The sequence below is a fragment of the Ignatzschineria larvae DSM 13226 genome (genome assembly GCF_038500265.1).
GTDB classification, from domain to species: Bacteria; Pseudomonadota; Gammaproteobacteria; order Cardiobacteriales; family Wohlfahrtiimonadaceae; genus Ignatzschineria; species Ignatzschineria larvae.
The window spans coordinates 2,366,937-2,380,488 of sequence record NZ_CP150637.1 but is presented as its reverse complement, the minus strand read 5'-3'; the positions used below and the strand labels follow the sequence as shown (position 1 = coordinate 2,380,488).

Here is a 13,552-nt window from a genome sequence, read left to right as displayed (position 1 = left end):
ATCATCATAGATGATCCTCGTTTTAAAATTGCTTAGTGAGAGTGCATCGACACTCTTATCTATTACGACAATTACTGAGGTAACTTACCTGAAAGGTAATCATCAAGCTCACCTTTCTTCTCAAGCATCATTAGATCATCGCAACCACCGACGTGATAATCGCCGATGAAAATTTGAGGTACAGTATTACGACCAGAACGTTTTTGGCACTCTTCCCAAAGTTTTGGATCGCTATCCACATCAATTTTGACAGGCTCAACATTGTGACGTGCTAATACTTCAAATGCACGACGGCAATAACCACAAGTGGTTTTAAAATAGACTTCTACTTTTTTCATTTTCTACTCCTTTAACCTTTAGAAAGAGGTAAATTCGCCTCTTGCCAACCGACAATACCGCCTACAAGCACATTAAGCGCTGCATTCGGATGCAATTTACGTAATTTAATACACGCTTCATTAGCACGTGGATCAGTATCGCTATATACAATAATTTTCTTATCGCCAAATTGCGCTAAACTCTCTAATTGCTTCTCAAGCTCGGCTGTCGGAATGTTAACCGCATTAGGAATATGCAATTTTTTAAAATCCTTTTTCGGGCGAATATCAATAAATACAGCATTATCATCATTATATTCCCTCAAAGCATCGGTAATACTCATACGATACTTTTTACCACGAGCAGCGTTAATCTCATTGGCAATTAAAAGAACGACAACAACAACAAATGCTGCCACAAACATCCAGTTTTGTTGGATAAAAGGCATAATCGAATTCATATACTTACTCTTTATTCTTAATTGTTTTGAATCTTTGAGGTGAAGAGGTTTCACATAACCATCGGTTATCTTACGCTATTTTAGAGTAAAATGATACAGCCAAAGCGCTACCTTATCGCTTCCATTCCCTGATTCGTTATTTTAAATGTATGGCGACAGAGTCGACCCTTTTCAAGTACTAAATAATCTCCCGTTCGATCCCAATCACTTAAGACAACACGAACCTGTCCATTGCGATACCGATGAATGCCGGCGCGATGAGTATGCCCATGAATAATAGTCGATACCGACTTTTTTGCGAAAAAGTGTTCGGTAAAATCTTCATTGACATCAATAATCGCTTTATTAGGCAAATCTCGACTTTTCTGTCGGATCTTATCCGCTAATCGCAAACGATAAGCTCTTGGTAACCGCCGAAGTAAACTTAAAATCATGGGCTGACGAATCCATCTTTTATAGCGTTGATACGCGATATCATCAGTGCAGAGTTCATCCCCATGAATCAGTAAAATAGGTGAATCAATCGCAAGACAGTCAGCACTTTCTCTTGAATCATCAATATCCTTATCTATATCATCAGATATATCATTAAGATAATTCAGTGCTTTCGCCTCACTGTCATTCTCGACTATAAGCCGGTATTCCGTTGGCAGAATATGAAAATGAGCTTGTTGAGCATATCGCTTTCCTAACGCAAAATCACGATTACCCGGTAAGAAAAAGATCTCAACACCGGATTTCGCTAACTTTGATAGATGCGCTGCAACCTTTTCCGTTAAGGCAGTTTCAATATCATCTCCAGCCCAAAAATCAAAGAGATCGCCGAGGATATAGAGTCGATCGGCTTTAGGTGCAACCTCTGTCACAAATTGCAAGAAAGCCGTAACGATATCGTTACGACTCTCACTTAAATGAATATCACTGATAAAGAGTGAGATAGGATGATGTGCCAGTTGTGCACCGAGATGACTCCTATCCATATTTCACTCCTCTACTACGATTTTAATGCGGATCCCTATTTTATCACGTCATTCCTGTCTGAGAATCAAAGAAATGAATCATCCACAACAAATAGCGTGTAACAAGATAACGTTTAAAAAATATCGTAGTTTGATTAATTCATTACTCGCCAATGACTTCAACCCGCTCAATGATAATATCTTCAACCGGTACATCTCTGTGACCCGCTTTAGATGATGTTTTTACTTTTGCCATCGCATCGATTACATCCATACCTTCAGTGACTTTACCAAATACAGCATAGCCCCAACCTTGTGGCGTTTGTGATTTATGATCTAAGAAATCATTATCCACTAAGTTCACAAAAAATTGGCTTGTTGCAGAATGGGGGTCCATCGTTCTTGCCATCGCAACTGAACCTCGGACATTTTTAAGACCATTATCCGCTTCATTTTGAATTGGCTCATGATGACCTTTCGTCTTATTATGCATGCCAGGCTCTAAACCGCCGCCTTGCACCATAAATCCAGGGATAATACGATGAAAAAGCGTTCCTTCAAAATAACCTTCTTTAGCATATTGTACAAAGTTAGCGGCTGTAATCGGCGCTTTCTCATGATCTAAAGTAATAACAAACTCACCCATTGTCGTGTGAAACTTAAGCATAGGAATATCCTTCTATATTAATGTTGATATGTTGATATTGACTGTCACATATGAATGTCACAAAACGGATAAAAGAGAGAGGTTTCACGTGAATCCAAAAGTCGTTTGAAACCTCTACCTGCTAATCACTCGATACTCTACAGTAGAAACAGTGCCATATTCAGTACCGATATTCAATACTGAGATAATCGTGATCTACAATGGTTTTGATGATCAAGATTGATTACTTGCGCTGTAAAAGTATCTTCAAATAGTATTAACCCTCCGGTAATACTTTCTGTAAGTTGTAATCAAAAGGTCCTTCATTTTCGATGCGTTTACCCTCTTTATTTGCAGGGAAAAGGATATTCTCTCCCACGAAGAAGCGTAATTGACCATCTGGCCCGCCATCGGTGCCCTCTAATGTTACAACTTGTCCTTCTTTGTTCCACGTGAAACGACCTGATTCATTAAAGGTCTCATTTTTCCCTTTCACATCTAAATAGGTCTGTTTTAGATCATAATTACCATTATAATCTAAGGTTAATTCCACATCGATCCCACTACAATCTGCGCAAGGATATTGTCCTTTATAAACGCCGGCATAATCTAATGAATTTTGTGCGGTATGCTCAGATGAAAACTCAACGCTATTGGCATCAACCTCGGCAGGTGTGACCTCTTTCGCTTTATCATCACCGCAAGCGGCGAGTAATAATGTAGCACTAAGCGCTAAAATTAATTTCTTTTTCATAGTAAACTCCTATGCTGAATGAACTTGATGAATAAATTCTAAATGAGCGGAAACTTATGGTTTCTCCACAAACTTCATACTTTCAATCACAATCGGTTTAGCGGGGACATCTTGATGCATCCCTTTTGAAGTCGTTTTCACTTTCTCCATCTTGTCGATCACATCCATTCCCTCAACCACTTTTCCAAATACAGTATAACCATAGCCATCTTGTCCTGGATAATCTAAGAACGTATTATCTTGAGTATTAATGAAGAATTGGCTTGTCGCTGAATTAGGATCCATCGTTCTCGCCATTGCAATTGATCCACGAACATTTTTAAGTCCATTATCGGATTCGATCTTGATTGGCGCGGCTGTTTTCTTCTGTTTCATATCGGTATCAAAACCGCCCCCTTGTACCATAAAGCCATCAATCACTCTATGGAAAATTAAGCCATCATAGAAACCATCATCCACATAATTTTTGAAGTTTTCTACCGTAATAGGGGCTTTAGCTTCATCTAATTCAAAGACGACATTGCCAAGATTTGTATCCATTTCGACATAAAGAGGCGGTGCTTTGACCTCATCGGCGGCCATCGTTACGCCCGTCATTAAACTTGCCATTAAAGCGCCGGCTAACATCAATTTTCTCATTCTTTATTCCTCTACATCATTCAAATTTCATTAGATGATTCATTGCGATTATCGATGACGATAATCAATAATGTCTCCTTACATCATCTCATAATGGGGTTACTTTCTCTAATTTCAACCCATAAAAAAAGCGAGATTCTAAAGAACCTCACCTTTTCAATATACTTATCAATATTCCCTTCAATAACTTAAGAGCTGATATAGATATAAGATAAATATAAGATCAATACTATCTACGCGCTATTTCTAAGCGCGACTTGAATACTCTCTTGTATCCGTATTCACGATAATCTTCGTACCATTTTCAATATATTCTGGTACAGAAACGGTAATACCGGTTGAGAGTTTTGCAGGTTTATTGCGTTTTGTTGCACTCGCCCCTTTCATTTCAGGCGCAGTATCGATCACTTCTAACACTACTGTCTGCGGTAGAGAGAGCGCAACTGGCGCTTCATCAATCAGAGAAACATAATATCCTTCAATCCCCTCAATGATAAAACCGGCATCAATACCCACTAGTTTCTCGCTAAGATAGTATTGACTATAATCTTCACTATCCATAAAAACATAGCTTTCACCATCTTTATAGGAGAATGTCGCTGCGCGCTTACTTAATTGCACATCTTCAAGCTCATCATCCGCACGAAGAGAGAGATCAATTTTGTGGTTATCAGGAATCGAAAACATCTGGATTCTAAATGTAGTATTGCCACCGCGTGCAGTGGGCGCTGACTTTTCCACTTCTCGTACTAAATAGTAGAGATTGTTATGTGCAATCACATCTCCACGACGTACATCATTTGCTTTTTTCATGATTCTCTCCTCTAATTGGATAATTTAAACTACTCGGCACAGCAAAATAGGATTAATCAATATTGAATCATCAATGGAATCATAGATTACGGCCCTATTGCAGGATTGATAGCGCTTATCTTATGACTTATGCTCGCGAGGATCAATATCAAAGTAATCTAAACGTTTTTTGAGCGTTGAGCGGGTGATCCCTAAAATTTCAGAAGCCTTTGATTGATTACCATCCGTATATTCTAAAACTTTCTCAAAAAGCGGACGCTCTACTTCATTAATCACTAAACGATAGAGATTAGGTGGATATTTACCATCTAATAAATTAGAAATTTCATCTAATGCTTCTTTGACCGATTCACGTAAAGGAATGTGATCTTTAAGACGCTCACGAGAAATCATGTTGTTACTCCTAAAATAATTGTAATTTAATAAGTTAAACTAATAATTAAAACTAATCACTGAAACTAACAATTGAGACTTAAATAACTACTTAAATAACTATTTAAATAAGTACTCAATAATGCGATATTCCATCCATCGACTATTCACCAAAGATTCGAGTCACCCATTCAAGTTGCCTTGTGGGATCTAATTCCCGTAGCATAGTGCTACGCCAATCCTCCGCAATAGTGCGATTTTGCAAATACCAAAGTAGGTGCTTCCGCGCAACACGGACGCCCTTTTCAATTCCATAAAATTCATGTAACTCACGAATATGAGTCATCACGACCCCTAACCGCTCTCTATTCGAGGGTTGATATAGCTGCCCTTCCACCAATGAACGAAAAAGCCAAGGATTCCCAAGTGCTGCTCGACCAATCATAATGGCATCAACACCGGTGTAGGCCTTGATTTTGACCGCCTTCTCTACCGAATCAATATCCCCATTGGCCATTACAGGGATATTGATCGCAGCTTTTACCTCTGCAATCGTGTCATACTCTGCTTCTCCATTGAAGCGATCTTCGCGAGTACGACCATGAATGGCTAAAGCTTGAATACCAATAGCTTCAGCCAATTTTGCCACTCTTACTGCATTTTTATGCTCTCGACTCCAACCGGTACGAATTTTCAGTGTCACAGGGACTTCGACAGCATTGACCACCGCTTCTAAAATGGCCTGTACTAAAGGTTCATCTTGTAGCAGTGCCGATCCCGCCGCTTTTTTACACACTTTCTTAGCAGGACAACCCATATTAATATCGATAATCTCAGCGCCACACCCCACACTATAACGCGCCACATCTGCCATCATTACCGGATCGTATCCCACTATCTGTGCACTCACCGGCGAGACTTCCCCTTCATAGGTAAATCGCAATTGCGACTTCTCTGTCTCCCACAATTCGACATTAGCATTGACCATTTCACAGACGGCAAGCCCTGCGCCCATTGAGCGACAAATTTTACGGAAAGGAAGATCCGTTACCCCCGCCATCGGTGCTAACACATAAGGCGATGATAGTTGATATTGACCGATATTCATTGCTTACTGTTTTTTGATGCCGTAGAGTCGTGTCCAACCATCTAAACTCTTATCTGCCTCAAAGACAAATTGATCTCGATAGGCCGATTTTACAAATTCCGCATCGTGATCTAAGAGCCCGGCTAAGACTAAATGACCACCCGGTTCTACTAAATTCCCGAGAATAGGGGCTAATTCGACTAAAGGTCCTGAGAGGATATTAGAGAGCACAACCCGCGCTTTAGGCGGCGAGAACCCATCAGGTAATGAGGCAACAATCTCTACATTATTACGCGCAGCATTTTGCTCTGTCGCATAAATGGCCTGTGGATCTATATCAGTGCTATAACAAGATTTTGCCCCTAACAATTGACCGGCAATCCCTAAGATCCCTGAACCGCAACCATAATCAATGATGTTTTGATCGATAAAGAGCGATTGATTCTCTGAGAGCCACTCAAGACAGAGCGCCGTTGTAGGATGTGTGCCTGTACCAAATGCTAAACCTGGGTCTAAGCGTACGGTGGCAATTTCAGGTTCTGGTGAGGGTAAATGTGTTGGGCAGATCCAAAGATTAGGCCCAAATTTGATAGGCTTATAGTGATCTTGCCACGCTTTCACCCAATCCTTATCTTCTAGCTCGTGCTTATCGACGATCGGTAGATGCGGTTCATCTAGATATTGGCCTAAAAAAGCAATAATCCCATCCACATCACAAGGCACTTCATAGAGCCCTGTTACTAATGTCTCACGCCAAAGCGGTGTTTCGCCGGGAAGGGGTTCAAAAATAGGTTCATCTTCACCATCTTTCATTGTGACAGCCACAGCACCTGATTCTACCAAAGCTTCATCTAGTAATTCTGCGGTCAAACGTGAGTCTGCCTTGAGCGTCAATTCAAACCATCTATTCATAGTTCACCATCTGTCACAATAATTAAAGGGGAGAATACTAGCTAAGAAATGGCAGATAATCAAGCAAAAGTGATCTTGATTACTCTCTACCAATTTTCAGCAAGGGATAGATCATATCAAAAATAGCACATCATTTGCTCATTTTTTTTACGAATTTCAGGTAATCATCTGTTTTTAGTGAGGGCTTTCTCATTCAAATAGATTAAAAAAGAATATTGCGGGGCTACAGATAAATTCATCATATACGATATGGTGCTATAAGGTATTCCCTATTTTGCAATAAAAACGATAAACTAGGAGAATAATCCGATAACATCACTAAAAGATTTATTCCTTTCAGGAGGCTTACTATGAGTGAACAATATGATCTTCGAAAAATAAAATGGCGCTCACGCAGAGGAATGCGGGAACTCGATGCGCTATGCGATCGCTATCTAGAGCAGCACTTTGAATCTGCACCTATTGAAGAGAAAGATCTCTATCTATCATTGCTTGATATGCAAGATCCTGAACTCTATTCGCTCTTAATGCATCGCGCACCCTATCCTACGCCGGAAATTGAAGCGCTCGTTAAAAAGATGAATCCCGATATATTAGAAGATTAACCTCAATTCCCTAACCTAAGTTCCGATCAAATTTCAAATTACAAGTTATGGTAATGTCGGTTCAAAATAAGCTTATTTAAATGCCGGCGCATCGACTGTAATAAGCAAGGAAGCCATTCTATCCGGCATCTTGCAAGTGTTGTTTAAAATCATTTTTCTTAAACCAAATTTACTATACAAGAGCAGACTCTCTACTTAGAGGTATTCAGCAATAACAACAGAGCCCTAAGAAATCCATCTTACTGATCAGATTTCTTAGGGCTTTTAGCATTTAAACATTACCCCATTCTTCTTACTCTCTTACTCTCTTACTCTCTTACTCTCTTACTCTCTTACTCTCTTACTCTCTTACTCTCTTACTCTCTTACTCTCTTACTCTCTTACTCTCTTACTCTTCTTCTCACTCTACTTTTGAGGAAGATGATTCGTCTACATAGATAATTAATAATAGAGAAAAAGCAAAAAACCCAGTAACTTTCATTACTGGGTTCTTACTGTATGGTGCCGGCACCACGAATCGAACGCGGGACCTACTGATTACAAGTCAGTTGCTCTACCAACTGAGCTACGCCGGCTGAACTACATTTCAGAATTAGGATTATAGAGATGAGTTTTACTTCTGTCAACAGATGTCTAATCTTTAATCAATATTTTTACTACTTTTCTCTAAATCTCGCCGAATTACAGCATTTTGCACGCTATAAGCGGTCCGTTTTTCTTGCTCACAAGCCTCTATAACCATTTGATCTCGTTGATCAAATTCCCCACTCACCGCATATTTTTCCAATATATTCTTAATTTCTGGTAAAAAGGGGCGATTTTGCAGATGTAAAAAGGCATCCGCCTGAAATTTTACAATTGATTCCGCAATCCAAGCTTGCGACACAGTATTGAGCGCTTTAATCACAACCCCTGAATACAATCCGGTACTTTTATCTAAATGATAGCCTAAATGAATCATCTGATAATGACAACTACGCCAAAAATCGAGCAAATTTGGCGTTAAACCGAAACTGACCGAGATAAAATCAATAGATCGTTGTTGATCTCTGATCGCCTCTTCTAACTGCTTTACCATCGCTTGGCCAATACCTAAGCGCCGATAGGACTCATCGACTGAAATTCGGGAAATTCGAATAGAATATTGCCTCATTGCTTCCGGAAAATAGCTCTGCCCTGTGAGCATTTGCGCCACAAGATTCCCTTTAGGCCGGCGATAACCATTAAACACGCCGGCAATTAAATCCTCTGATAACCCCCCTTCTTCTACCCCCCAAATTGCGCCTATCAATTGCTGATTCTCACCAATATCGACCCCATTTTCAGCTTGAGATAAATACGCTAGAAGAAAACATTGACCGGGCAGATCAAAAAGACGCCGTAAATCTTGAATATGTGTTTGATAGTGAGTGCGATTGAATAACTGATAGAGCGCACGCATCGCCGGGATATTGCTTCGTAACTCGGCCATATTTTGATCATCAAAGTAGCGAAAAGTGAGTTTTGTTAGGATATCGCCCTTCTCCTCATTCCTTTTTGAGTGAGTAAGGGGAGCTGTAGAGCGCTCTCCACTTTGCAACATTAAGGCATTAGAGAGTTGCTGTAGGGGATCTTGCGGATCAAATCGATGAATCTGACTAAGCTTGTAATTTTTATGGATTGTAATCAGATCCGGCAATTTCTGCTGTAAACCTTGCCCGGTGCCTTCATAATTATCGGTAGAAGAGATTAAGAGCACTTTCTGAAAACGCTGAGATAAACGTACCAAATGATTCAATGGCATTTTCCCAGCCTCTTCCACAATCAAGGTTTCGGCATAACGATCGGGTTTCTGTGCAAGAAACAGCGCATCGGGGGCACGAAATTGTAATCCGTCAATCTGTTGATATTGAGAAATCGCTGATTGATTCGGGGCAGTCACAATATAGTCGCTCACATTATGGGCTACCAATTGGGAGGATAGCCACGATTTTCCACACCCTCGAGGGGCAAAAAGGGTATAAATACCGGCGGATTGCGCTTGAAAATCGTGGATAATCGCCTGCTGTTCAGGGGTTATCTCAATGACTTCTCGACTGTCTAACTCTTTTTCCGTTTGATTGAGGATATTCAAATGCGCATTTTGTAGATATTCAGGAATCATCACCCTATGATCTACAAAACGATACCCATAATAGGAGAGTTGTTGCTGTAAATAATGATCAAAAAAAGGGGTTGCAATCACTTCAGAATGAAATCGTAGACTTTCTGCCGTTCCAAATGCACCATTTATTCCATTATCCCTATTCTTATCCCCATTATTATCGCCACTCTTATCCTCTCTGTTGAGTAACAGAATGAGCAATCCCCCTTGCCTGATCGTCGCTGTAATCGCTAAGAAATAATCTAAGGGAAACCCTTGCCTAACATCGAGCAGTACCGCCTCTGTCGTTGCACCTAGATAGTGCCGTGTCGCTCTGAGGGGCTCTATGGTTATCTTCGCTTGTTCATCTGATAACTGTAGCTGATCGGAAAAGAGAAGCGCTTGCGGGTAATGGGCTTTAACGCTAGAGAGTAAAGCCGGGAAACTGAGCACTTCAAAATCATCAGCACATTCCACAATCCATAATTGCCGGGATAATGGGTGAATATATTGACTCAATGCTTGTTGCCAAAAAGGGATCATATTTCTTACGCTCTTCTATTACCTATTGTCTCTTGCAATGCTTCTAATGCACTGCTCTTCTGCTCCATTACCTTATTACCATCATTACTATAAAAGCAATCAAAAAAGACAGAGATAGCCATAGGCATAAACAGATAGACATAAAAAAACCTCCCAAAGGGAGGTTTCTTCAATTTGGTGGGTCATGAAAGATTCGAACTTTCGACCAATTGGTTAAAAGCCAACTGCTCTACCACTGAGCTAATGACCCAAATGAAGTGGTTATTATAATCTTTTTCTTCGCTTCGTCAACCCTGTTTTTAACATTATCTTGATTATCTTTAAAACAATCTTGAAAACAGATTCAATAATATTGATCGACTTAATCAGCTAGATAAGAAAAAAGCACCTAAAAGGTGCTTTTCTAGTCTGGTGGGTCATGAAAGATTCGAACTTTCGACCAATTGGTTAAAAGCCAACTGCTCTACCACTGAGCTAATGACCCGACAAGGATTGACATTATAGAGAAATTTTCAGAATCGTCAACTCTCTTTTTGATTTTTTTCAGAGGAGCGTCGATTTAAATAATACTCTTTTAAAAATCATTCTTCATTGTCAATTATTTACCCTTATATTCTGAATTATGAATAGAGAAAGAAAATTTATCATTTTTTCAAAATCTTCTTAGACAACCTATAAGTTCTCTACTATGATCAAAGAAATGGTTAAAATCAGTGCTCAAAAATCAGTATTTGTATACCAATGATAAGAAACCGTTATATTCTTACCCTCTTAATCGTGACTCAATAAGTGGTGAGCGTTAAACAAAAACTCTGATCATACTGATTTTATGGCTTAAATTTTATTAACTATTAATCTCAAATATTGACCCACAATCATCGTTAAATCATAAATGTTGATTGTTTTTATCTTCACTATAAGGATAGTAACAACGTGACAAATCGTGTATTTGGAAGTACGCTCATCATCGCCGGAACGGCGGTAGGTGCAGGAATGTTGGCAATGCCACTCACATCGGCACAAATGGGCTTTGGAATGACTTTTGCCCTACTCTTTTTCCTCTGGGTGCTCTTAACCTTTACGGCACTGCTCTATGCCGAAGTACATCAATATAGCCCTTATGATTACGGCATTGCCGGTATTACAGAGCAATATTTTGGCTTAACGGGTAAACTCATTGTGAACTTTATCCTGCTCTTCTTTATGTATGCCGTATTAACCGCGTATATTACCGGCAGTGGGGATCTACTCTTTAGTTTTATTCCTAATTCTTTCAATTTAGCCCCCGAGAAAGCGCAGAAAATTGCCTCTCTCTCTTTTGCGATTCTATTCGGTATTATTGTTACCATCGGTATCGCTTTATCAGATATCACCAATCGTCTCTTTTTTGCCCTGAAGGTAATCAGCTTTATCATCTTGCTCTATCTTCTCTTTGGCAAATTTAGTATTACCAATTTACAGTATAAGCCTACTAATAATCTGCTCTTTTTCTCGGCGCTTCCTATCTTCTTTATGACCTTTGGCTTTCACATCTGTACCCCCACTATTAATGAATATCTCAAAGGAGATAATCGTAAATTGCGAATGGCCTGTTTCTTCGGCTCAACTGGTATTTTTATCATCTACATCATTTGGCAAATGGCAACCCATGGCGTGCTTAAACAGTCAGAATTGATTGCGATCCTTAATGAAACGCCGAATCTTAATGGCTTAATTCAAGCCTTTGAGGTCACTACCGGCAGTAAAACTATTAGTGAAATGGTACGAATCTTCTCACTCTTTGCCTTAACAACCTCTTATATCGGCGTCTCTTTAGGCTTATCAAATGCGGTCAAAGATCTTCTTTCTCACTTTAATATGAGTAAAAATAATACCTTAGTTGGCGCGGTAACCTTTATTCCACCGATTATTGTGGGCTTTACCTACCCAAATATCTTCTTAAGCGCCTTTAGCTTTGCCGGTGTTATCTTCGCCTTTATCGGCGTTATCTTACCGGTTGCCTTAGTCTATAAAGCGCGGAAGAGAAATCCGCAAGGTCGAGCTGTTCGAGGTGGAAATCTCTCACTACTATTAGCCCTTCTTTGCGCTGGCGTGATTATTGTTGTCGGTTCATTCCCTGAGCTTTTAAAGCTACCCAGTGTTGTAGGCTAATTTCAAGCATAGACACTATATATAGTAAATTTGGTTTAAGAAAAATGGTTTTTCAACAGCTATTATGGAGTTTAAAAAACATAAAACCGTACTAAACAACACTTGCAAGATGCCGGATAGAACAGCTTTCTTGCCTCGATCAGCTGATGCGCCGGCATTTGAATAAGCTTATTTTAAACCGACATGACTATACAACAAAAAGGGAAGTTCAATCGAACTTCCCTTTTATAATCATATCTCTACAATCTAATATGTCTATCACTTAAATAGCTTAGTCTATCAAGATAGACAAACGATGTTTTTAGAGCCTCATTACAATCATTGCAATAATCACAATAATATTAATGGATCTCTAAATTGACTAATTCCCGTAATTGATCTAGATCGAGAAGTTTAATTTGCCGATGATTCACTTCGATTAAGCCTTGATCTTGTAACTTTTTCAATAATCGACTCACTGTTTCCACTGCTAAGCCCAAATAGCTACCGATATCGGCACGAGACATACTCAATGAAAATTCAGTAGCAGAATAACCACGACGTTTTAAACGCGCAGAAAGACTTAAGAATAACGCAATCAAACGTGCTTGTGCCGGTTGAGAACCGATCATTGTCATCATCTGTTCATCACACTTAATCTCATGACTCATAATTTTGAGTAATTGTCGGGAGATATTCGGGATCGTCACCGCAATCGTGTCAAGTTGAGTATACGGAATTTCACAGAGACTCGTTGTTTCTAAAGTTTTAGCCCCGCAAGTATGAACACCGGAACTTAATGCATCTAAACCGATAATTTCCCCAGGAAGATAGAAACTCGTGACATACTCTGTTCCATCATTGGCAACTTTGTATGTTTTCACTGCACCTGAACGTACAGCATAAAGTGATGTAAAAGGATCGCCGGGATAGTAGATATGTTTACCTCGTGACAAAGGTTTACCGCGTTGTACAATCTTTTCTAATTTTACAAACTCACTATTCTCAAGCCCAACGGGTAGGCAGAGTTGTTGTAAGCTACAATTTCCACATGCGACTTTAATTTTTTTATGCATGCCTTTTCCCTCAACATAAGATGCTTTTCTACTGTTTATCTACTCATTCACGTCGAATTCTATCATAGAGTGAAACAAAATAGCGCATTAACCAATAAAGAATACACTTTTGACTC

14 protein-coding genes and 3 tRNA genes are annotated in these 13,552 nt (G+C 39.5%); 2 read left to right on the top strand and 15 right to left on the bottom strand.

Going from position 1 to position 13,552, the window contains the following annotated elements:
* Window positions 1-71: 71 nt before the first annotated feature.
* The 10 genes from grxC to prmA form a co-directional block, all read right to left on the bottom strand.
* Window positions 72-338 (bottom strand): glutaredoxin 3, encoded by a 267-nt coding sequence (grxC, locus tag WMO13_RS09865; RefSeq protein WP_026879598.1) that lies wholly within the window; start codon window positions 336-338, stop codon window positions 72-74.
* A gap of 11 nt (window positions 339-349) precedes the next feature.
* Window positions 350-778: a rhodanese-like domain-containing protein gene (locus tag WMO13_RS09860; RefSeq protein ID WP_026879597.1), complete on the bottom strand. Its 429-nt coding sequence runs from the start codon at window positions 776-778 to the stop codon at window positions 350-352.
* Between the two features lie 107 nt (window positions 779-885).
* Window positions 886-1,758: a metallophosphoesterase gene (locus WMO13_RS09855; RefSeq protein ID WP_026879596.1), complete on the bottom strand. Its 873-nt coding sequence runs from the start codon at window positions 1,756-1,758 to the stop codon at window positions 886-888.
* Window positions 1,759-1,900: 142 nt separating this feature from the next.
* Window positions 1,901-2,404 carry a peptidylprolyl isomerase gene (locus WMO13_RS09850; RefSeq protein WP_026879595.1) on the bottom strand — a complete coding sequence of 168 codons (504 nt, stop codon included), beginning with the start codon at window positions 2,402-2,404 and terminating at the stop codon, window positions 1,901-1,903.
* A gap of 256 nt (window positions 2,405-2,660) precedes the next feature.
* The gene (locus WMO13_RS09845) at window positions 2,661-3,137 is read right to left on the bottom strand and encodes a copper resistance protein NlpE (RefSeq protein WP_026879594.1); all 477 of its coding nucleotides are present in this window, start codon (window positions 3,135-3,137) and stop codon (window positions 2,661-2,663) included.
* A gap of 54 nt (window positions 3,138-3,191) precedes the next feature.
* Window positions 3,192-3,776, bottom strand: a complete 585-nt coding sequence (locus WMO13_RS09840; protein WP_034856220.1) for a peptidylprolyl isomerase — start codon at window positions 3,774-3,776, stop codon at window positions 3,192-3,194.
* A gap of 246 nt (window positions 3,777-4,022) precedes the next feature.
* Entirely contained in the window at window positions 4,023-4,589 is a 567-nt protein-coding gene (gene yeiP, locus WMO13_RS09835) for an elongation factor P-like protein EfpL (protein WP_026879592.1), read from the bottom strand.
* Window positions 4,590-4,709: 120 nt separating this feature from the next.
* Entirely contained in the window at window positions 4,710-4,982 is a 273-nt protein-coding gene (locus WMO13_RS09830; protein ID WP_026879591.1) for a helix-turn-helix domain-containing protein, read from the bottom strand.
* Window positions 4,983-5,124: 142 nt separating this feature from the next.
* On the bottom strand, window positions 5,125-6,069 hold the full coding sequence (dusB, locus tag WMO13_RS09825) for a tRNA dihydrouridine synthase DusB (protein ID WP_026879590.1): 945 nt from the start codon (window positions 6,067-6,069) through the stop codon (window positions 5,125-5,127).
* Window positions 6,070-6,072: 3 nt separating this feature from the next.
* Complete coding sequence (gene prmA, locus WMO13_RS09820; protein WP_026879589.1) at window positions 6,073-6,960, bottom strand: 50S ribosomal protein L11 methyltransferase; 888 nt, start codon at window positions 6,958-6,960, stop codon at window positions 6,073-6,075.
* A gap of 350 nt (window positions 6,961-7,310) precedes the next feature.
* Here prmA and WMO13_RS09815 point away from each other — a divergent pair, with 350 nt between their 5' ends.
* Window positions 7,311-7,565: a succinate dehydrogenase assembly factor 2 gene (locus tag WMO13_RS09815; RefSeq protein ID WP_026879588.1), complete on the top strand. Its 255-nt coding sequence runs from the start codon at window positions 7,311-7,313 to the stop codon at window positions 7,563-7,565.
* A gap of 499 nt (window positions 7,566-8,064) precedes the next feature.
* On the opposite strand, the gene WMO13_RS09810 is transcribed toward WMO13_RS09815, so the two are convergent.
* From WMO13_RS09810 to WMO13_RS09795, 4 genes are all read right to left on the bottom strand, one after another.
* Window positions 8,065-8,140: transfer RNA gene (locus WMO13_RS09810), tRNA-Thr, on the bottom strand.
* Between the two features lie 65 nt (window positions 8,141-8,205).
* On the bottom strand, window positions 8,206-10,230 hold the full coding sequence (locus WMO13_RS09805; RefSeq protein WP_026879587.1) for a GNAT family N-acetyltransferase: 2,025 nt from the start codon (window positions 10,228-10,230) through the stop codon (window positions 8,206-8,208).
* Window positions 10,231-10,405: 175 nt separating this feature from the next.
* Window positions 10,406-10,480: transfer RNA gene (locus tag WMO13_RS09800), tRNA-Lys, on the bottom strand.
* 159 nt (window positions 10,481-10,639) lie between these two features.
* Window positions 10,640-10,714 (bottom strand) — tRNA-Lys (locus tag WMO13_RS09795).
* Between the two features lie 449 nt (window positions 10,715-11,163).
* Here WMO13_RS09795 and WMO13_RS09790 point away from each other — a divergent pair.
* Window positions 11,164-12,381, top strand: a complete 1,218-nt coding sequence (locus WMO13_RS09790) for an aromatic amino acid transport family protein (RefSeq protein ID WP_026879586.1) — start codon at window positions 11,164-11,166, stop codon at window positions 12,379-12,381.
* Between the two features lie 341 nt (window positions 12,382-12,722).
* Here the strand turns inward: WMO13_RS09790 and fnr are convergent, their stop codons facing one another.
* Window positions 12,723-13,436, bottom strand: a complete 714-nt coding sequence (gene fnr, locus WMO13_RS09785; RefSeq protein ID WP_026879585.1) for a fumarate/nitrate reduction transcriptional regulator Fnr — start codon at window positions 13,434-13,436, stop codon at window positions 12,723-12,725.
* Window positions 13,437-13,552 lie beyond the last annotated feature (116 nt).

Excerpts from the sequence above, each read along its gene's own strand:
- WMO13_RS09860 (WP_026879597.1), bottom strand. The coding sequence starts at position 778 with ATGAATTCGATTATGCCTTTTATCCAACAAAACTGGATGTTTGTGGCA.
- WMO13_RS09855 (WP_026879596.1), bottom strand. The coding sequence starts at position 1,758 with ATGGATAGGAGTCATCTCGGTGCACAACTGGCACATCATCCTATCTCA.
- yeiP (WP_026879592.1), bottom strand. The coding sequence starts at position 4,589 with ATGAAAAAAGCAAATGATGTACGTCGTGGAGATGTGATTGCACATAAC.
- WMO13_RS09850 (WP_026879595.1), bottom strand. The coding sequence starts at position 2,404 with ATGCTTAAGTTTCACACGACAATGGGTGAGTTTGTTATTACTTTAGAT.
- prmA (WP_026879589.1), bottom strand. The coding sequence starts at position 6,960 with ATGAATAGATGGTTTGAATTGACGCTCAAGGCAGACTCACGTTTGACC.
- WMO13_RS09845 (WP_026879594.1), bottom strand. The coding sequence starts at position 3,137 with ATGAAAAAGAAATTAATTTTAGCGCTTAGTGCTACATTATTACTCGCC.
- WMO13_RS09840 (WP_034856220.1), bottom strand. The coding sequence starts at position 3,776 with ATGAGAAAATTGATGTTAGCCGGCGCTTTAATGGCAAGTTTAATGACG.
- WMO13_RS09830 (WP_026879591.1), bottom strand. The coding sequence starts at position 4,982 with ATGATTTCTCGTGAGCGTCTTAAAGATCACATTCCTTTACGTGAATCG.
- fnr (WP_026879585.1), bottom strand. The coding sequence starts at position 13,436 with ATGCATAAAAAAATTAAAGTCGCATGTGGAAATTGTAGCTTACAACAA.
- dusB (WP_026879590.1), bottom strand. The coding sequence starts at position 6,069 with ATGAATATCGGTCAATATCAACTATCATCGCCTTATGTGTTAGCACCG.
- WMO13_RS09815 (WP_026879588.1), top strand. The coding sequence starts at position 7,311 with ATGAGTGAACAATATGATCTTCGAAAAATAAAATGGCGCTCACGCAGA.
- grxC (WP_026879598.1), bottom strand. The coding sequence starts at position 338 with ATGAAAAAAGTAGAAGTCTATTTTAAAACCACTTGTGGTTATTGCCGT.
- WMO13_RS09805 (WP_026879587.1), bottom strand. The coding sequence starts at position 10,230 with ATGATCCCTTTTTGGCAACAAGCATTGAGTCAATATATTCACCCATTA.